Source organism: Achromobacter sp. 1011811831, from assembly GCF_059760905.1.
The window spans coordinates 69467-88535 of record NZ_JCBANG010000018.1 but is presented as its reverse complement, the minus strand read 5'-3'; the positions used below and the strand labels follow the sequence as shown (position 1 = coordinate 88535).

General features: G+C 67.0%; 17 protein-coding genes. 14 read left to right on the top strand and 3 right to left on the bottom strand.

Annotation, left to right across the window (positions count from 1 at the left end; translation table 11 throughout):
* Positions 1-341: 341 nt before the first annotated feature.
* Both AC6LJ9_RS10035 and AC6LJ9_RS10030 read right to left on the bottom strand, forming a co-directional pair.
* The gene (locus tag AC6LJ9_RS10035) at positions 342-497 is read right to left on the bottom strand and encodes a hypothetical protein (protein ID WP_498147416.1); all 156 of its coding nucleotides are present in this window, start codon (positions 495-497) and stop codon (positions 342-344) included.
* 3 nt (positions 498-500) lie between these two features.
* On the bottom strand, positions 501-941 hold the full coding sequence (locus AC6LJ9_RS10030; protein ID WP_498147415.1) for a hypothetical protein: 441 nt from the start codon (positions 939-941) through the stop codon (positions 501-503).
* Here AC6LJ9_RS10030 and AC6LJ9_RS10025 point away from each other — a divergent pair.
* From AC6LJ9_RS10025 to AC6LJ9_RS09980, 10 genes are all read left to right on the top strand, one after another.
* Complete coding sequence (locus AC6LJ9_RS10025) at positions 940-1089, top strand: hypothetical protein (RefSeq protein ID WP_498147414.1); 150 nt, start codon at positions 940-942, stop codon at positions 1087-1089. The genes AC6LJ9_RS10030 and AC6LJ9_RS10025 overlap by 2 nt on opposite strands.
* 500 nt (positions 1090-1589) lie before the next feature.
* The gene (locus tag AC6LJ9_RS10020; RefSeq protein WP_212312021.1) at positions 1590-2849 is read left to right on the top strand and encodes a nucleotide sugar dehydrogenase; all 1260 of its coding nucleotides are present in this window, start codon (positions 1590-1592) and stop codon (positions 2847-2849) included.
* 38 nt (positions 2850-2887) lie between these two features.
* Positions 2888-5368, top strand: a complete 2481-nt coding sequence (locus AC6LJ9_RS10015; RefSeq protein WP_498147413.1) for a hypothetical protein — start codon at positions 2888-2890, stop codon at positions 5366-5368.
* The gene (locus AC6LJ9_RS10010) at positions 5365-7425 is read left to right on the top strand and encodes a glycosyltransferase (RefSeq protein ID WP_498147412.1); all 2061 of its coding nucleotides are present in this window, start codon (positions 5365-5367) and stop codon (positions 7423-7425) included. The genes AC6LJ9_RS10015 and AC6LJ9_RS10010 overlap by 4 nt, the downstream gene beginning before the upstream one ends.
* 44 nt (positions 7426-7469) lie before the next feature.
* On the top strand, positions 7470-8621 hold the full coding sequence (locus tag AC6LJ9_RS10005; protein ID WP_212312025.1) for a polysaccharide biosynthesis/export family protein: 1152 nt from the start codon (positions 7470-7472) through the stop codon (positions 8619-8621).
* A gap of 7 nt (positions 8622-8628) precedes the next feature.
* Positions 8629-9969 carry an ABC transporter permease gene (locus AC6LJ9_RS10000; protein WP_212312028.1) on the top strand — a complete coding sequence of 447 codons (1341 nt, stop codon included), beginning with the start codon at positions 8629-8631 and terminating at the stop codon, positions 9967-9969.
* Between the two features lie 9 nt (positions 9970-9978).
* Positions 9979-10695 (top strand): P-loop NTPase family protein, encoded by a 717-nt coding sequence (locus AC6LJ9_RS09995; RefSeq protein ID WP_498147411.1) that lies wholly within the window; start codon positions 9979-9981, stop codon positions 10693-10695.
* 43 nt (positions 10696-10738) lie between these two features.
* Entirely contained in the window at positions 10739-11848 is a 1110-nt protein-coding gene (locus AC6LJ9_RS09990) for a KpsE/RkpR family capsule polysaccharide export protein (protein WP_498147410.1), read from the top strand.
* Entirely contained in the window at positions 11841-13757 is a 1917-nt protein-coding gene (locus tag AC6LJ9_RS09985) for a Vi polysaccharide transport protein VexE (protein ID WP_498147409.1), read from the top strand. Before AC6LJ9_RS09990 ends, AC6LJ9_RS09985 begins: the two co-directional genes overlap by 8 nt.
* 94 nt (positions 13758-13851) lie before the next feature.
* Positions 13852-15039 carry a pectate lyase family protein gene (locus tag AC6LJ9_RS09980; protein ID WP_498147418.1) on the top strand — a complete coding sequence of 396 codons (1188 nt, stop codon included), beginning with the start codon at positions 13852-13854 and terminating at the stop codon, positions 15037-15039.
* Between the two features lie 33 nt (positions 15040-15072).
* Here the strand turns inward: AC6LJ9_RS09980 and AC6LJ9_RS09975 are convergent, their stop codons facing one another.
* The gene (locus tag AC6LJ9_RS09975; protein ID WP_498147408.1) at positions 15073-15978 is read right to left on the bottom strand and encodes a LysR family transcriptional regulator; all 906 of its coding nucleotides are present in this window, start codon (positions 15976-15978) and stop codon (positions 15073-15075) included.
* A 90-nt stretch (positions 15979-16068) separates the two neighbouring features.
* Here AC6LJ9_RS09975 and AC6LJ9_RS09970 point away from each other — a divergent pair, with 90 nt between their 5' ends.
* The 4 genes from AC6LJ9_RS09970 to AC6LJ9_RS09955 all read left to right on the top strand — a co-directional run bounded on the left by AC6LJ9_RS09970 (position 16069) and on the right by AC6LJ9_RS09955 (position 18650).
* Positions 16069-17436: an MFS transporter gene (locus tag AC6LJ9_RS09970; protein ID WP_498147407.1), complete on the top strand. Its 1368-nt coding sequence runs from the start codon at positions 16069-16071 to the stop codon at positions 17434-17436.
* Entirely contained in the window at positions 17417-17815 is a 399-nt protein-coding gene (locus AC6LJ9_RS09965) for a DUF4440 domain-containing protein (RefSeq protein WP_498147406.1), read from the top strand. Before AC6LJ9_RS09970 ends, AC6LJ9_RS09965 begins: the two co-directional genes overlap by 20 nt.
* Before the next feature lie 152 nt (positions 17816-17967).
* Positions 17968-18288: a hypothetical protein gene (locus tag AC6LJ9_RS09960; protein ID WP_498147405.1), complete on the top strand. Its 321-nt coding sequence runs from the start codon at positions 17968-17970 to the stop codon at positions 18286-18288.
* A gap of 74 nt (positions 18289-18362) precedes the next feature.
* A complete protein-coding gene (locus tag AC6LJ9_RS09955) occupies positions 18363-18650 on the top strand; it encodes a DUF7710 domain-containing protein (RefSeq protein ID WP_498147404.1) in 288 nt (95 codons plus the stop codon).
* Positions 18651-19069 lie beyond the last annotated feature (419 nt).

Genomic DNA, 19069 nt, shown 5'->3' with positions numbered 1-19069 from the left:
GCCCCGCCCTGCCTACAGGGCGGGGCTTGCGTGCGTCTCACGAGGGTCTTTCGTACTTGCCGTGGGCGATGCGCGCCGTTCCGGCCAGATATTTCAGCCGTCGTCCGGTCCGCCTTGGCATGCCATGCACCGGCCTGTCGGCCCGGCTCTCAGGGCATGCCGGCCATGCGCGCTGTGCCCGTCCATCCACCCGGCCGCTTACGCGCGGGCTGCGATGCAAGATGGGAGCGGGCCACAACCATTGGATTTCGCGGAGCATGGATCGACTTGAAAAGCGCGGCGCGCCTTTCGCGCCGCTACATAAGCCAAGTTATCCCCCCCACCGGAAATCAGTTTAGAGGTCAGCCGAAAAAAAGTTTACGTGTCATCAATTGCCGCCCAAACGGGCGCTCTTGGGCAAGCGTCAGCAGCTTGCCGCAAGCAATGATCAGGCGCCAGCGCCACCCCATAGGACATGTCTCAAATGCCTTCCGGACAAGATCAGTCCAGGCCAGCATGAACTACATCTCCGTCTCCACCACCGCCTCGCAATGGATACGCAAGCTGCCATAATGCGCCAACCTCAGGAATACATGGAGCGACCGCGCCAAGGCGGACCGCTTCGTGTCCCAATGCAGCGCGTCGCACCGGTCCAGGCAGTCGTCCGCCTCGGGGCCCGCGTCGCTCAGGACTTTTGCAAAGTACGCTTGCACGGCGGCGAAGTTGTAGATTCCATCAAAACGCAGCGACACCCTGGCCTGTGGCCTGTCGAACACCGCGTAGAGCAGGAAAGTCAGCACGGCGCGGCGAGCTGCCGCATCAAGGCTGGCGTGCTCCAGCAAGCCGTCGTGGTATTGGTAATGCAAATTGCGCTCCTTGGGTCGATCCGCGCGGACCAGGCAGCGGACGCCGTGGCCTTGGTGCAGCCCGCCGCCCGGATTTTCCCGAAACCAGAATCTCATGCACAAGATCGGCTTCATATACCAAGACCCAGATCACCGCAACCGGCATAGCGACGGCGTGGAGCTGGTGAAAATCCCCGGCATCGTGCAATACCCTTTCCCCGGCCGACTGGCCAGACCGCCCATTGCTATCGTGTTCCCGCGCTGATGCGGCGGGTGGCAGGCATGGGCGCACAGATGAATCACCGCCCATCCGTAACCCGATATTGTTGCGGTGACATTTCCACTGCTTATTAATAAATTCCCGCAGACCGAATATCGCGTCTTTTCAACTTTATTAAAAAGACCAAGAAAAACGACTTTTAATATTTAAAAACATTTTCCAGGAAGGAAGATGTAGCGATTTATGTAATGGATGTAATCAATATTAGGGATATCCCAGGTTTATTGCGATATCTCTGATTTATTTTCACAGCAATCAGAATATTTAGAAAGAAAATTGCTGTTCACGACCTCTACGATTCGTCTGTTCGCTGCCCGGCACGTATAACCGGGTATCGAGTTGTAATCAAATTTCAGCATCACATCCACCCCAAATAATCCCGCAGCGCGTCGATTTCATATCGATGACGAGTATTTGGGCGTCGGTTTCTAGTGTCTACGACACGACGAAAACAGAGAGGTCCCCCCGTGGCAAAGAGAATCGCAGTGTGTGGCCTTGGTTATGTCGGCCTGCCCGTGGCCGTGGCATTTTCCAAGCGCTTTGACGTCATCGGCTTTGATGTGGACAAGCGGCGGATCGCCAGCCTGAAAGCCGGAGACGACTGGACGGGCGAAATCGAACGCGAGGCATTGCTGGCTTCCCCCATGCAATTCACCGACCAGGTGACGGAACTGCAGGGTTGCGATTTCTTCGTGGTGGCCGTGCCGACGCCGGTCGACGAGAAGAACAACCCCGATTTCTCGCTGCTGGTGAAAGCCTGCCGCTCGATCGGCCCCGTGCTGCGCCCGGGCTGCATCGTGGTCTTCGAATCCACCGTCCACCCCGGCGCCACCGAGGACATCTGCGGCCCCGAACTGGAAAAGGCCTCCGGCCTGCGCTGCGGCGTGGACTTCAAGCTGGGCTACAGCCCGGAGCGCATCAACCCGGGCGACCGCGAGCACCCGCTGGAGAAGATCGTCAAGATCGTGTCCGGCCAGGACCAGGAATCGCTGGACCACATCGCGGGCGTCTACGAGCAGATCATCGACGCCGGCGTGCATCGCGCGTCCTCCATCAAGGTGGCCGAGGCGGCCAAGGTGCTGGAGAACACGCAGCGCGACATCAACATCGCGCTGATGAACGAGATGTCCAAGATCTGCGATCTGATCGGCATCCGCACCGCCGAAGTGCTGAACGCCGCCGGCACCAAGTGGAACTTCCTGAAGTTCACGCCCGGCCTGGTGGGCGGTCACTGCATCGGCGTCGATCCCTACTACCTGACCTCCAAGGCGCAGGAACTGGGCTATCACCCGGAAGTCATCCTGTCGGGCCGCCGCATCAACGACGGCATGGCCAGCCATGTGGCCTCGCGCGTGGTGCAGACGCTGGCCCGCAACGGCCGCCTGAACGCCTCGACCCGGGTGGGCATCCTGGGCATGACGTTCAAGGAGAACGTGCCCGACATCCGCAACTCCAAGGTGGTCGACCTGTATCGCGCGCTGGGCGACTACGGCATCACGCCGGCGGCCTGCGACCCGATGGTCGACGCGGAGCAGATGCAGCACGAGTACGGCATCAGCCTCGTGCCGCGCGACCAATTCGGCGACCTGGACGTGCTGATCCTGGCCGTGCCGCACCGCGAGACCATGGACACCATCTGGGACGACCTGCCGGACCTGGTCAGGAGCGGCGGCATGGTCTGCGACCTGAAGTCCGTGCTGGACAGCCGCCGGCTTCAGTCCGACCTCTTGTACTGGACGCTCTGAGTCCGTCCCGCCACCCATCATCACAGGAGAGGCCCGGCATGACCGCCTTCACCATCGCTCCCATCGGCACCTGCCGCATCCACACGCCGCTGCGCGACGCCGTCGGCCGCTACCCGATCAAGCTGCAGCTCGGGCGCAACTACGGCTTCGTGCACACCAGCACCGAGGCATTGCAGCAGGCCCGCTACATGTTCGGCCAGGGCGAGATTCCCGCCGACGTGCAGCGCCTGGTCTTCCGCCCGTCCAACGGCGAGCAGGCGCGCCGCGCCACGCACAAGCCGGCCGACCTGTACATGGTCGAACTGTCCTCGCGCAAGCTGCTGACCATCGACGGCCATCCGATACAGTCCAACTACGTGGCGCGCTATTTCAGCGAGTTCTTCGCCGATCGCGCGCGCACCCGGCTGTTCTGGTCCATGGCCAGCACGGACCGCCTGGCCGAGCGGCGCGCCGCGCTGGAACAGGATGCGGTCTACAAGAGCCTGACGCCGGAAAACCGCGAGCTCCTGGCCCGCATCGTCAAGCGCGACCTGACCGACGACGAGATCGAACAGGAAATGCGCCAGCTGGTCGAGCTGCTGGGCCGGGACAAGGTGGTGTTCGTCACGCACGTCAACGCCATGACGCCCGACAATGTGCCGATCGAGCAGCGCGAACAGCTGATCGCCGCGGTGATCGCGAGCAGCCAGCGCATCGGCGTGCCCTGCTACGACCCGACGCCGCTGATGAACAAGCTCGGCCAGGCCGAGGCGATGGAAGACGGCGGCCTGGACCTGACGCACTACACCCCGCTATTCGCCGAGCGCCTGTATACCGAGTGGTACAAGAACTTCATGCGGCCGCGCATGAGCGCGTCCGCGCCGCAGCCCGCCGCGCCCAAGCTGGGCGCCGACGACGGCGCCGAGCGCATCGAGAAGCTCTGGGACGCCGGCGAGCTGCGCGAGGCCTCGCGCCGCCTGCGCGACGTGCTGCGCCGCCATCCCGGCCTGCCCGACCATACGCTGCTGTTCGCGCGCATCCAGGAAGAGCTGGGCGATTACGAAGGCTCGCTGGCGCTGCTGGACGGCGCCGACGGCGCACTGGCCGTCGGCAGCAAGGCCGAGCAGATCCTGATGCGCAACCAGTTCAAGCTGGGCCGCCATGACGTGGCCTACTCGCTGGCGGCCGGCCTGCTGGGCGACGAGATCGAAACCCCGGAAATCCTGCGCATAGCCGCGATCTCCGCGAGCCATCTGGGCTATGCCGACGAGGCGCTGGGCAACTGGAAGCAGCTGTTCCGCATCGCATCGCCGGAAGACCCGGCGGCCGCCGAGGCCGCCGACACGGTGCTCTCGCTGCTGCAGGCCGGCGGCGACATGGACGCGGCGATCCGATGGGTCCATGAAGTGCGCGCGGCCATCCCCCGCCATGCCCGCGGCTTCGCGATGCTGTGGCGCGACCGGCTGATCGCCGGCGACCGCGCCGGACTGCGCGACCTGGCCTGCGAATCGCCCGCGCTGGCCGATGCCGAGGCGCTGGAGCTGGTCAAGGAAGCGTCCTGGCGCGGCTGCATCATGGCCGCGGCCGCGCTGGCCGTGTCCTGCAGGCTGGCCGACAGCGCGCAGGAGGACATCCCCGCCTGGCTGCGGGCGCAGTCCTCGACCTGGGCCGAGGAAGGCGCGCGGGCCCTGGATGAAGGCCGCCTGCGCGACGCCGCCGAGCGCATCTGCGCGCACCGCCTGCTCAATCCGGACGCGTTGGCCAGCGTGCGCGCGCAACGCGCCTTCGAGCGCGCGATGCGCCTGGGCGCGCGAGCCGCGCTGGTGGCGGGCAACCACAAGGAAGTCATCGACCTGACCGACATCGCGCTCGACACCCAGGTCGAATTCCCCGAGCTGCACGCCATGCGCGGCCGCGCGGCCGACGCGCTGGGCGACAAGCAGACCGCCATGCGGCACCTGGAACAGGCTGCCGCCAACGAGTCCGCGCCGTTCAGCACGCAGCTGCATTTCGCGCGGGTGGCGTTTAACGGCGGCTGGTTCGGCGAAGCCATCGACGCCTACCAGATGGTGCTGGCCCATGCGTCCGCCGACCAGAGCGCTCGCGACGAGGCCGAGCGCCAGCTCGGCCGGCTGGGGCCGCGCGCGATCCGAGGTGCCCGGGAGATCCTGTCGGCGGGCGATCCCAAGGCGGCCTGGAAGCTGCTGGAGCGCGTTGCGCAGTCCTGGCCGCAGATGACGGAAGTGGACCACGAAAAGCGGCGCATCCTGGCCGTGCTGTACGCCGAGGCGCGCGGGCTGGAATCATCCAGCACCACCGAACGCCTGGCGCTGGGCGAACGCATCCTGCAGCTCGTGCCGGACGATCCCATCGGCCTGCGCCTGGCCGCCGTCGGCGCCATGCGCCTGCACCGCTTCGAACAAGCGCTGCCCTACTGGCGTGCGCTCAAGGAACGTTCCGACAATCCGGCCCAGTATGACCACTACATCCAGCGCTGCCTGGTGTGGATCGAAAAGGCCAACCGAAGGAAGGCAGCATGAATCCGCCCTTGACCACAGAGCGCAAGCACGCCGCGTCCGACCTGCCCGAAGTCCAGGCGCGGCTGGAGGAAATCGTCGCGGCGTCGGGCAGGGTCCAGGTCGCGCAGGACAACCTGGCGCGCGCGCAGTCGCTGGCGCGCGGCCACATGGCGGATTCCAAGGTCCGCTTCCTGCTGCTGCGCCTGAAAGAAGCGGCGGGCCTGAACGACGGCCTGTCCGAACAGTGGACCACGCTGCTGCAGGAGTGCCCCGATGACCTGGAGATCGTGCGCTACTGCGCGACCCGCCTGGTCAAGGAACGGCATGTCGAGGAAGCCCTGGCCCTGGTCGAGCGCCATCTGCCCGAGTCCAGCGACAACCCCGCCCGGCTGTTCGCCCGCGCCAAGCTGCTGAGCGACATCCGCGCGCACGAGCAGTCCGACGCGCTGTTCCGCCGGCTGATCTCGCAGCACACCGACCGCAACATGCGCGTGGAATTCGCCAAGCGCCTGCGCAAGCGCGGGCTGCTGGCGGATGCGTTCGAGGTCATCGCGCCCGTGGCCCGCCATCTGGCGCCGGGCAGCAAGGCGGCTGAGCTGGCCGATGCGCTGGCCACCGACTACGCCTTCTATCAGCGCCTGGAGCCCGAGACGGCGCTGGCCGGCAAGGACATCCGGATCGTGTCGATGAAGCACGCGATCCTGCACTTCCGCGGCCGGCATCTGCCCGAGCATGCGCCGGAAAAACCCGTCTCCGTCGCGCTGGTGACCGGCAGCCTCGGCCCGGGCGGCGCCGAGCGCCAGCTCACGCGGCTGGCCGGCGAGCTGACCCGCCTGGCGGAACAGCCCCAGGAAGCCCCCGTGGACCTGCTGCCCAAGCCGGAAAAGGTGGAAGTGCTGGTCAAGCAGCACACCGAGCCGTCCGGCGCGACCAAGAAGCAGGGCCTGGATTTCTTCCTGCCCGTGCTGGTCAAGGCGCAGATCCCGGTCACGGAAATCAACAAGCTGCCGGCGATCTCCGCGTCGCACCAGGCCGTGCCCGACGGCAGCCTGGGCCGCCTGCTGGAACAGCTGCCGCCGCCGGTGCACTACGGCGTGACGCGGCTGGCGCCGGTGCTGCGGGCGAACACGTTCGACGTGGTGAGCCTGTGGCAGGACGGCACCTGCCTGTTCGGCGCGCTGGCGGCGCTGCTGGCGGGCGCGCCCACCATCCACCTGGTGTTCCGAGGGCTGCCGCCCAACATCCGCAAGGACCGTTTCCGCGAAGAGTATCCCGAGCTGTACCAGGCCCTGGCCCAGGTGCCCGGCGTGCACTTCGTCAGCAACAGCCGCAAGGCGGCCGAGGCCTATTCGGAATGGCTCGGCATTCCCATCGTGCGCTTCCATGTGCTGTACAACGGCGTGCCGGATCTGGCCACCGATGCCGCGGCCACGGACCAGGAGAAATGGCAGGCGTTCCAGCAAAGCACGGCCGATGCCACGGAAACCATCGGCGGCGTGTTCCGCCTGGAACCGGACAAGCGGCCGCAGCTGTGGATCAAGCTCGCGGCGCTCTACCTGAAGCAGCGTCCGCAGGCGCGCTTCGTCATCGTCGGCGACGGCCGGTTGCACGAGAACATCGTGGCGCTGGCGGATGAGTTGCAGGTGACGGAACGGCTGCTGCTCGTCGGCCTGTCCAACCATGTGGGCTATTGGTATTCACGGATGGACGCCAAGGTGCTGCTGTCGCGCTACGAAGGCCTGCCCAACGTGCTGATCGAGGCCCAGCTGCTGGGCGTGCCGGTGGTTTCCACCCCCGCCGGCGGCGCGGGCGAGTGCTTCGTCGAGGACCAGACCGGCCACCTGCTGGGCGATGTCGAGCATCCGGACCTGCACGAGGCCTGCGACAAGGTGGCCTCGATCGTGGACCGCGTGCGCGGCGACCAGACCCTGAAGACGCAAAGCCGCCAGCGGGCGCAGAACCTGTTCTCGCTGGACGCGATGCTGGCCAAGTTCCTGAGCCTGTGCGTGCCCGTCATGCCCGAATCGGAGAACGATGAATGCATGGACATGGCGCCGATGCGCCTGATGCAGGCCTGAACGGCCGCCGGCCGTCCCCGCGCCCTGGAACAAGAAAGGAATCTATGCAAATGACAGTCCCGGCGGCGGGCCCGCGCCGCCTAGCGGCGCCGGCCCTGCTGCTGATTACCGTGCTGGCGCTCAGCGGCTGCCAGCTGCCGCGCTCCGGCCCGATGCTGAGCGAGATGACGGGCGCCCACGAAAAGGATGTGATCGTGATGCCCGCCTCGCGCGCGCTCGCGAGCGCGAGCAAGGTGCCCGAGGTCGCCGATTTTCCCGTGCCCTACCGCGATCTCACGCAGGCCGGCTTCGACCGGCTGGTGCCGGGCGACGGCATCAACGTGAAGGTGTGGGAACGCGGCGGACTGGGCGTGTTCGCCGCCGATCCGTCCGGCGTCAGCGACCTGGGCGTCCAGGAGCTGGACCGCAACGGCAATGTCTCCTTCCCCATCCTGGGCAGGTTCCAGGCCGGCGGCATGACGCTGGCGCAGCTGCACGACGCCATCGTGGCGCGCCTGAGCCGGCTGGTCGCGGGCGCCGATGTCAGCGTGACCCGCGCCGCCGATGCGCGCGGCCAGATGGTGACGGTGCAGGGCAACCTGACCAAGCCCGGCATGTATCCGATCACGCAGACCGCCCAGCGCCTGAGCAGCGCGCTGGCGCAGGCGGCGCCAGTGCAGACCAACCCCGAACAGCTCGTCATCAGCCTGCGCCGCGACAACCAGGTGGCCTCGGTGCGGCTGTCGGACATCTACCGCAATCAGAACAACGACATCCTGCTGCGCTCGGGCGACGTCATCACCGCCTATGAATCGCGCGAGTTCCTGACCGTGCTGGGCGCGGCCGGCAACCAGGGGCGCGTGGCCATCAGCAAGCGCAACTACAGCGTGCTGGACGCGCTGGCCGACGCCAAGGGCCTGGACGATCAGACCGCCGACCCGCGCTCCGTCTTCCTGTTCACGCCGGCCCAGGCCGGCGTCGAGGGCAAGCCGGACCTGCTGCCGGTGGTGTACCAGTTCGACCTCACGCGCCCGGAACAGGTGGCGCTGGCGCGCGACTTCAGCGTGCGCGAAGGCCAGGCCATCTACATCTCCGACGCGCCCTTCACCCAGGTGCAGAAGGTGCTGTCGGCCTTCCGCGTGACCATGAGCGCGGGCTTCAGCGCCACCCGGCAGATCGACGCCGACAAGTCCGGCGCCTCCGGCGTCAACCCATAGCGTTCCGATGAGCAACGAAGATCGGATCAAGGGGTGGCGCGCGCGCAGAAAGGACAGCAACTACGCGGTGGGAGCCGGCGTCTCGGCCTGGCGGCTGGACCCGGCCGCGCTGTTCGAGGCCCAGGCCAAGCCGGCCGTGCTGCTCAAGCCGCTGCTCGCGCGCCTGCAGGGCGAGCCGCATGACTCGGTGGCGGCGCGGCGGACGGTGTACGAGGCGGTGCAGGCGGAGCTGGACGCCGAGATCGCGCGCGCCGGCGTCGACGAGACGCTGGCCGACTTTTCCCGGCGGCGGCTGCGCCTCATCGTGCGGCTGCTCGAACAGGACATCCGCGCCGGCATCGCGGTGTTCGTCCCGGGCTACATGCCGGCCCGGCTGGAAGCCGAGGACCAGCGCCTGGCCCAGGCGCACGCGCGGCGCGAGGAGCGCCGCAGGCAGGATGCGGCGCGCGACGCGCGACGCCATGCCTCGCGCCACGACATCGCGCTGGAAATGGAGCTCCCCCGGGGCGAGGCCGGCGACCTGGCGATCCTGCGGGACAGGCTGAACGGCCTGCATGCGCGGCATCAACCGCGCGCGGCCGGCGAGGGCTGGCCCAGCGGCCGCACGCTGCTGGCCCTGTTCGTCTACCAGCTGCACGTGATGCATGGCGAAAGCCGCATCGCCCTGCTGTGGGCGCTGGTTGGCCCGGTGGTGCTGCTGACGCTGATCTCGTCGCTGTACATCCTGATGGGCACGCACTACATCCTGGGGATGGACGTACAGACCTTCTCGCTGCTGGGCGCGACGACCTGGATCATGTTCCGGCAGATCGTGTTCCGCAGCAGCACCGCGTATGTGTCCGCGCGCGGCCTGCTGAATTTCCAGGGCGTGACGCCCCTGATGTGCGCGCTGGTGCAGGCGCTGCTGTACGTATCGGTGTACCTGGTGGTGTTCGTGGTCCTGATCGGCGCCGGCCATGCGCTGGAACTCATCACGCTGCCCAGGAGTTGGCCGGGATTCATGCTGTACGTGGTGCTGATGGCCTGCTGCGCCGCCGCCATGGGCCTGCTGTTCGGCGCGATCGCGACCTTCTGGCACTTCTTCCTGCGGCTGGCGCCGGTGATCGAACGCTTCCTGCAGATCTTCTCTGGCGTGTTCTTCGTCTCGGAGCAACTGCCCGAGCACCTGCGGCCCTGGATGCTGTGGCTGCCCTTCGCGCATGGCATGCAGCTATTGCGGTCCGCCTATTTCGACGCGTACGCCTCGCAGGACGCGAGCCTGGGCTATTTCCTGACCTCGCTGGTGTTCCTGATGGTGCTCGCCCTGGCGGCCGAGCGCCTGGCCCGCCCCAATGTCCAGCCGATGTGAGGAGGCACGATGATCCATCTCAATGGCGTGACGGACGAACCCTATGCCTTCGGCAGCCGGCAGCCGCTGCTCGCCGGGGCCGATCTCGACATTCCGGTCGGGCGCTACGCCCTGCTCTCGCCCACGCCCGAGCTGCATCGCCAGATCGTCGACGTGCTCTGCGGCCTGCGTCCGCCGCGCCAGGGTTTCGTCAAGCATGAAGGCAGCGTGTCCTGGGCCATCGGCCGGCAGGGCTTCATCCGCGGCAAGGCCACGGGCCTGAACATGATCGAGCTGGCCTGCCAGATGTACGAGATCGACGCCGACGCCACCTGCGAGCTGGTGGCGGACCTGGTCAGCGATCCCGCGACCCTGGCGCGGCCCATGGAACATTGGCCGCTGCATGCGCGGCAGGAGTTCTCGTTCGCGCTGGCGCTGGCGCCGGCGTTCGACGTCTACGTGATCGAAGGCGCCATTCCCTTCGAACCCTGCCGCTTCACCCGTCTCTGGCTGGCGCTGTTCGAGGAACGGCTGATCGGCAGGACGCTCATTCTTTCCAGCTACCGCCAGAACCAGCTGGCGGACTATTGCCTCAAGGGCCTGATTTATGAACGAAGCGCACTCCGCATCGAAGACGACCTCGACCAGTGCATCCGCAAGTTCCCCCCGCGACGATCAAGAAGCGAATCCGGCAGCGCAGGCGACGACGTACTCGGCGGATTCGACGAGGGCCAGCTCGGCCTCTGACGGCGGCTCCGAGATCGAGCGCCGCCGCCACGAGCGGCAGGCGATGGTGCGCGAGCGCCGCCGGCGGCGCTGGCTCAATGCCCTCATCGTGGTGGCGCCGGTCGCCTGCGCGCTGATCTACGCGCTCAGCATCGCAACGCCGCGCTTCGAGGCGGAATCGCGCTTCTTCGTGCAATCCGGTTCGGGCCAGCAGGGCGGCGGGGCCATGGCGGCCAGCCTGCTCACGACCGGCAACTCGGGCGGCATGCTGGGCGGCTTCGTCGACGGCTGGGCGGTCAGCGACTTCCTCAAGTCGCGCGACTGCATGCGGCAGCTCGACAAGAAGATCGGCCTGCGCCAGTTCCTGCTGAACGCGGGCATGGACCCGGTCAACCACCTGTCCGAGGATTCCAGCGAGGATGATCTCTACCGCGCCTATCGCGCCTCGGTCCAGGTTTCCTTCAACGCGCTGGAACAGATCGACGTGCTGCGCGTGCGCGCCTATTCGCCGCAGGACGCCGAGACCCTGTCGCGCGCCCTGATCGGCCTGGCGGAGGAATTCGTCAGCTCCATGAACGAGAAGGGCGTGGCCGACAAGCTGAAGGTGAGCGAGGAATCGGTCAAGCTGGCCGAGCAGAAGGCGCTGGCCGCCCGCGAGGCACTGACGGCCTGGCGCACCACCCACGGCAATATCGATCCCACGGCCACGGTGGCCATGCTGCTGAACCTGTCCAGCCAGCTGGAAGCGGAACTGAGCAGCGCGCAGGTCAACCTGGACAAGATCCGCGCGCTGGGCAACAAGGACCACTTCATGCTCAAGCCCGCCGAGATGCAGGTCGTGGCGCTGAAGAAACGGCTGGCAACCGTGCGCCAGCGCCTGAGCGGCGACGGCAACACCGAGGCCAGGCAACTGAAATCCTATGAGGCGCTGCGCAACACCCAGGCCTTCGCGGATTCGAACCTGACCCTGGCGCAGCAGTCGTACCAGCAGGCCGTGACCGACGCCCTGCGCCTGCAACGCTACCTGTCCATCATCGCGCAGCCGGTGTCCACCGACCGGCCCAGCAGTCCGCGCACCGCCATCCTGCTGCTGCAGGCGCTGGCGCTGGGCTTCGTGCTGATGTTCGTGCTGCGCGCGGCGATGGCCCTGTTGAGAGGATTGCGCCATGGTTGACGCGACGATCGAACAGCGCGGCGCGCGCGCCGCCACGGAAGCGGACGCCGCCACGCGGCTGCGCGATGTCATCCGACGCATCCTGGAAGCGGCCGATCCCGTGCCAGCCATGGCCGCGCTGGGGCCGGCGCTTGCGCAGGCGGCGGACGGCTGGCGCGACGCGCGCCGCCTGCTGGTGTCGCCCTGGGTGCGCCAGGCCCGCTACGAGCTGGCCATCGCGGCGCTGCAGACGCTGGTCGCCGCCTACCCCGCGCGCGTGGACGACCGCCGCCTGCTCGCCAGCCTGCTGGGCCGCACCGAGCAATGGGACCGCGCCATCGCCCAGGCCGACGCCGCCGCCGGCATCGCGCCCGACGACGCCGGCCTGCACGCGGCGCGCATACAGCTGCGCGTACAGGCCGGCCGGATCGAGGACGCCGCCGGGGTCGCGCGCCAGACGCATGCCCTGGCGCTGGCCGCGCCCGCCGACGCGCACTGGTGGATGCTGGCCTACGCGCGCCACGGCGACGCGGCCGAGGCGGCGGGCATCGCGGCGGCCTTGGACGCGGCCAGTCTGCCGAACGCGCGCGTGGCCACGGTGGCCGTGCGCGCCCTGCTCGACAACGACCGGATCGAGGCGGCGATCCGGCTGGGCAGCGCCGCGCTGGCGGCGGGCCACGACAGCGCGCACCTGCGCGCCTCGCTGGGGCTGGCGCACCTGCGCCGCGCCACCGAGGACGACCGCAAGCGCCATGCGCTGGCGCATTTCGAGGCGGGCCTTGCCGCCGCGCCGGCGGACGTGCGGCTGCTGACGCTGTACGGCGAGACCTTGCTGCGCGCCGGGCGCTACAAGGACGCCGTGCCGCCGCTGGAACAGGCCATCGCCCTGGCGCCAGAACTGGAGCAGACCCGCGCCCTCTATGCCCGCGCGCTGCGCAACACGCTGCGGTACGACGACGCCGCCGACCAGTTGCTGCAGCTGGTCGGCAAGTCCCCGGACAAGCTGCTCTGGCAGCGCTCCGCCATCGGCGCGCTGTCGCAGGCGGGCCGCCCGCGCGAGGCCGAGGCGCTGTTCGAGCAGTACGTCGCGCAACGCGGCTTGCGCCTGCCGCCGACCTTCCGGGAAGCCCTGGACCAGTTGGACGACCGGCTCGACAGCGCGCCGATTCCGCAGGCGCGCCTGGATTGGGCCTGGTCGCTGCGCGGCGACGCGCAGGCCGACCGCGCGCAGTGGGAGCGCCGCGCGCGCTGGGGCCACCTGGTGGATCATCTGCTGTTCGACTGGCTCGAATGCCGCGAGGACAGCGTCGAAGAGGCCATGCAGCTGCTGGGCGAGCTGGACACCGGCGAACGCTTCTTCGCGCCGCTGCTCGCGGCGGGCCGGGGCGTGGTGGTCGCCACCGCCCACGTCGGTCCCATGTACGCCGGCCTGATGGCGCTGGAACTGCTGGGCATTCCGTCGCGCTGGCTGGCGACGGCGCCCAGCATCGCCCGGAGCAGCTACGCCGCCGCCCTGATCTCCACCGCCGATCAGACCGAGGCGCAGGTCGCCAAGGCCTGCATGCGCGCGCTGGCATCGGGCCATGTGCTGTGCCTGGCCGTGGATGGCGCGGCCAATCCCGCCGCGCCGCGCGCGTCCTTCGCGGGACAGGAAGTGACGTACTCCGATTTCGCGGCCCGCCTGGCGCATCGCCAGGGCGTGCCGTCGGTGTTCTATGCGCCCCGCTGGGAAAACGGCAGGGTGGCCTACACGCTGGCGCTGCTGCCCGCCGCGACGCCCGGCGAGGATGCCGACGCCTATGCCCTGCGCTGGCGGCAGGCCTATTTCGAACATCTGCGCGCGCATGTGGCCGGTCCGCCGGAGAACCTGCGCCTGAGCGGCGGCATCTGGCGCCATGTGCAGGCAACGGATCGATCCGCGCCGCCTTAAGGAGTGAATCCCCATGAAATCACACATGCATTCCACCGATGCGGCGACGCCCCGGCAACCGCGCCGGCTGCGGCCTGGCGGGCTGGCCCGCGCGATGCGCTGGCTGCCCGTCCTGGCCCTGCTGCATGGCGGCGCGGCGCTGGCGAACGAGTCCTGCGCCAGCCCTGACGAGCGCTGTGCCTTGGTCTCCGCGCTGCTGCAACAGCGCGAAGGCTACGGCGCCAAGGCCACCGGCGGACTGGGCGGGCGCTTCATCGAAGTCACCTCCGACCAGGATTCAGGCCCGGGCACGCTGCGCGCCGCGCTGGCGCAGGCCAAGAAGGGCCCGACCTGGATCCGCTTCGCGTCCGACATGACGATCGTGCTGGACAAACAGCTGCGCGTGCCATCGAACACCACCATCGACGGACGCGGCCGACGCGTGGCCCTGATCGACGACGGCCTGGGCGTGTACGGCAGCCAGAACGTCATCCTGACCCATCTGACCATCGACGGCCGCCTGAACCGGCTCACGCAGGCCGTGAACGTGGCCAACGGCAGCCGCGACGTCTGGGTCGACCACATGGACCTGTCGCGCATGTCGGACCGGCTGCTCAACGTGAAGAACGGTTCGACGGACGTGACGATCTCGTGGACCAAGTTCCACAACTCGAACAAGGTCATGCTGCTGAACAACATCACGTCCAAGAACCTGTTCGAGAACTACGAACGCGATTCGATCGCGCGCGTGACGCTGCACCACAACTACTTCTTCAACACGGTGCAGCGCAATCCCCGGGGCCAGTTCGGCACCTTTCATCTTTTCAACAACCTGCTGGAGAACTGGGACTTCTACGGCATGAGCTTCAGCCTGGAAGCCAAGGCCCTGGTCGAGGGCAACATCTTCAACAACGACGCCAAGCGCCAATGCGTGGAGCCGGAGTTCTTCCCGACGGTGGAAGGCGTCAAGGTGAACTACTGCCGCTACATCCCCGAGGCCGCCAGGCGCAGCGCGCTGGACAACGGCGCGTCCGACGAGGGCGCCTACCAGAACCTGAAGGCCCAGCATGGCTACACGCGCGACTACAAGGCCTTCCTGCGGCTGAAGGACAATCTGTACCTGGGCGACGCCAAGCCGGTGCTGCAGGACTACCGTCCGGAAGCCGCGCCCACGCCGCCGTATTGCTATGGCTATGAGCGGCCCACGCCGGAACTGGCGGACAGGATCCGCAAGTACGCGGGGAATACGTCGGGGGATACGCCGCTGCCCGCGGCGCGGGCCGGGACGGGCTGCGCGCCGTGACGGGTCTTGGCCAGCGCCGCGCGCTCCGCGCCCTCAAGCCTCGCCCAGGCGCTCGCAAAGAAAATCGATGAAGGCCCGCGTCTTGCGCGGCAGATGGCCGCTGTTCGGAAAGACCACGTTGATCGGCTGTTGCGGCAGCGCGTAGCCGGGCAGGATCCGCTGCAGCGCGCCGCTCGCCAGGTCGTCCTCGACGAACCAGGCCGGCAGTAGCGCCACGCCCAGCCCGGACCGCGCCATGGCCCGGATGGCGGTCGATGAGTTGGACTGGTGGGCGGCCCGTCCGGCGACGTCCACGCGCTGTCCGTTGGCGCTGCGCAGCGTCCAGGCCGTGGGATGGGACAGATTGCTGTTGGCGATCCAGGGCGCGGCGGCAAGATCCGCCGGCCGCCGGACGGGATGCTGGCGCAGGAACGCCTTGGACGCCACCAGCACGATGTCGTACTGCGCCAGCTTGCGGCTCCTGAAGCTGGAGTCCGCCAGGTTCCCCAGGCGCACGACCAGGTCCAGTTTTTCCGCGAGCAGGTCGCTCAGGGAAGCGTTGACGTCATAGCAGACGGAGATGCCCGGATGCTGCGCCACGAAGTCCGGGATCAGCGGCAGGACGAACCGCTCGCCATATTCGCTGGTGGTGCTGATGCGCAGCTTGCCGGAAATCCGCCGGCCCTGATGCATGATGTTTTCAAACGCGCCTTCCATGTCGCGCACGACATCCTTGAACTCGTCATGGAACGCCTTGCCCGCCTCGGTCAGCGAGAGCGCGCGCGTGCTGCGCACCAGCAGCGTCACCGCCAGCGCCTCTTCCAGCGCCTTGACGTGCAGGCTGGCCATGGCCTTGCTGATGCCCAGGAAATCCGCCGCCTTGGTATAGGAACCGAAGTCGACCACGGCAAGGAAGGTCTGTGCCTGATTGAGCAGCGTATGCATGGCTGGCCGGGTCATTGTTCAATTCCATCAAACAAAGAGTCAAGCATATCCATATCGACGGCGCCCGTCCACGCTCGCTACGCTTGCGGCCCTGGAGTGAGCAAGATGACGTACCGATACCGACTGGCCGCCGTGTTCCTGATGGGGTTCTTTGTCGACTGCATCAATATATTCATGCCCGCGATCGCCCTGCCCACGATCGCGGCCGAGTTCGGCGTCGGCGTGTCGGCCGGCGCCTGGGTCGCCAATGCCTACATGCTGGGCTTGACCCTGGCCATCCCGGTCAGCACCTGGCTGGCCGGCCGCTGGGGCGCGCGCAGGCTCATGGCCGGATCCATGCTGGCGTTCGCGCTGGCGGTCTGGGCCTGCGGCCTGGCCGGCACGTTCGGCCAGCTGGTCGGCTGGCGCTTCGTCCAGGGCATGGCGGGCGGCCTGATGATTCCGGTGGGACAGGCCGCCGCCTTCAATCTGTTCCAGGGACCTGAGCGCGCCCGGATCTCCACGCTGGTCATGGCGGTGGCGCTGATCGCGCCCGCGCTCTCGCCCTGGCTGGGCGGGCTGATCGTGGACAACGGATCCTGGCGCTGGATCTTCCATTCGAACATTCCGCTGGCGCTGGCCGCCGCGACGCTGGCCTGGGGCTGGGTGCGCGACACGCCGTCCGAGCGCCCGCCGCGTCCGGACCTCAAGGGGCTGGCGCTGATCAGCATCGCGCTGGCCAGCCTGCTGACGGGCATGTCGCTCTATGGCGCCGGCCAGGACATGACGCTGGCCTGGCTCTGCCTGGCGGCGGGCGTGGCATCCGCCTTCGCGTATGTCCTCCACTATCGCAGGTCGACCCATGCCATCGTGGAACTGAAACTGCTCGGCAGTCCGCGCCTGCGCCTGTCGGTCGCCATCTATCACGCCATCCCGGGCGTCTTCACCGGAGTGAACCTGCTCAACATTTTCTATCTGCAGGACGTGCTGGGCATGAGCGCGCGGGCCACCGGCATGCTCATGATCGTCTACGCCTGCGGCGCCTTCGTGGCCATGATGGCCGGCGGCCGGTTGTACAACCTGGCCGGCATGCGGCCGCTGTTCCTGGCCAGCATGGCGCTGCACAGCCTGGGCGTGGCCGCGCTGGCCGGCGTGACGGCCGCGACCGATACCTGGCTGCTGGTCGCCGCCTACGGCCTGATGGGACTGGGCGGCGGCATGGGCGCAAACACCGCGCAGACCACCGCGCTGCTGGACTTCGACGGCCGGCAGACGCATCAGGCCAGCGTCATCTGGAACATCAACCGGCAAATGGCGTTCAGCGTCGGCGCGGCGTTCTTCCTGATGATCTTCAATTCCCTCGCCACCCACCTGGATGCCAGCCGGGCCTATCACCTGACGTTCGTGATTGCGTCATTGACGGGATTGCTGCCCGCGCTGCAACTGGGATTCTCCAACACAGGAAAACACCGTCATGCAGGACACAGCCATTGAACTGGCCGCGCACAACATCCACCGGGTCCACGACCTGATCCACGCCATCTTCACCCACCCGACGGACTCGCAGACCGCGCTGGACGCGCTGCTGCCCATGTTCACGCCCGGGTTCAGCATGGTCACCACGGCGGGCGATGTCGTCGCGCTGGATCAGGTGACGCAGATGTTCAGGCTCGCTGCGGGCAAGCGTCCGGGGCTGGAGATCGCCGTGGCGGATGTGCAGCCGGTCTGGCAGGATGAAGCCGGCATCGCCATGCGCTACCGGGAAACCCATCGGCTGAATGGGGTGGAAACTTCGCGCCATTCCGTGGTGATCATGAAGCGGGCGAGCCAGGGCTTGTTGTGGCACTATCTGCAGGAAACGGCCTTGCCTTGATCGCGCCTTCACGGCCAGCCTTGTCCACCGCGTCATCGGGATCGGCCCGGCGGCCCTCCCCGGCGCGGATGCAGCCGTCCGCCCGGCATGACGCCCAGGCTTGAATTCGTCCGGGTATTCAAGCGATGCAAGCTGATTCAAGCATCTGAAAAATGAGCGAACTGAACGTGGAAATCGACCTGGCCAAATGCCTGACGCAGAACGGCTTTGTCCGGCACATGAACGAGATATTCCAATTCCCGGGAGACTTCTGGAACGCCGTCAGCGTCGTCAACAGCGGCATGCAGGACCTGGGCTGGTTTTCCGAGCAGCGCATCAACATCACGCTGGTCAATCTGAACAAGGCGAAAAAGAAACCCAACGACGGTCCGAATCCTGGCCTGAAGTGGGCCATGGATCGCTTTGACATGTACCAGCGATACTGGGACCGCCCTGGCAGGCAGAAGTCATTTCATGTCGCGTGCCGCGACTGAACGGGACACGCGGATAGGGGAATAGAGGCGGGCCTGCGGCGCAGGCGTCCTGGGTAGCGCAAATGGATCAAGCAATGAATGCACATCACCAACAGAAATGGATCTGGGTTTTCACCGGTGAATCCGCCCAATTCTGCTCCGCGGTCTTTGACGACAAGGCGCTCGCCGAGGCATGGATCAAAAGCCAATCCGTGTCGGGCGTGCTGACGAGAATGCCGCTGAACATGAGCGCCTATGACTGGGCAACGGGCGCGGGGCACTTCGTGCCCAGGCGGGACGAGCAGAAGACGCCGAGGTTCATACAGCGGTTCAGCTGCGCGTCGCTGGAGCATGGGCATTATGCGAATGGGAACAAAGGCTGAACATTCTCCAGGCGAGTTATCAATAAACCCACGCACAAGACGCCTGGCGCTCTGATGGTATGAACATGCCGCGCCAGCCGCGGCCCGTTCCTGGCCGTTGCCGGCCAATCCCGTCGATATCTGTCGGCCGTTCAGCGCGGTCCCGGACCATCAACAAGAGCTCCGGCCTATCGGACGAGTGTTTTCAATATCAATCACATATTGGCGCGCGGATATTCTCCCGTGCTTGAATGCGACTTCTCCATCTCCAAAGATTATCCAGTTCCCGCAAGAAAATCGTCTTTGCTCGTCAGCCCGTTCGTTTCCTTCAGGAGAATGTGTATGACTACTTCGGTTTCTTGTTTTCCTTGGATTTTCTCCGGCACCCTGCTGCTTGCGCTTCCCTCGGCGCAGGCGGGCCCCATGCAAGATATAGGCGC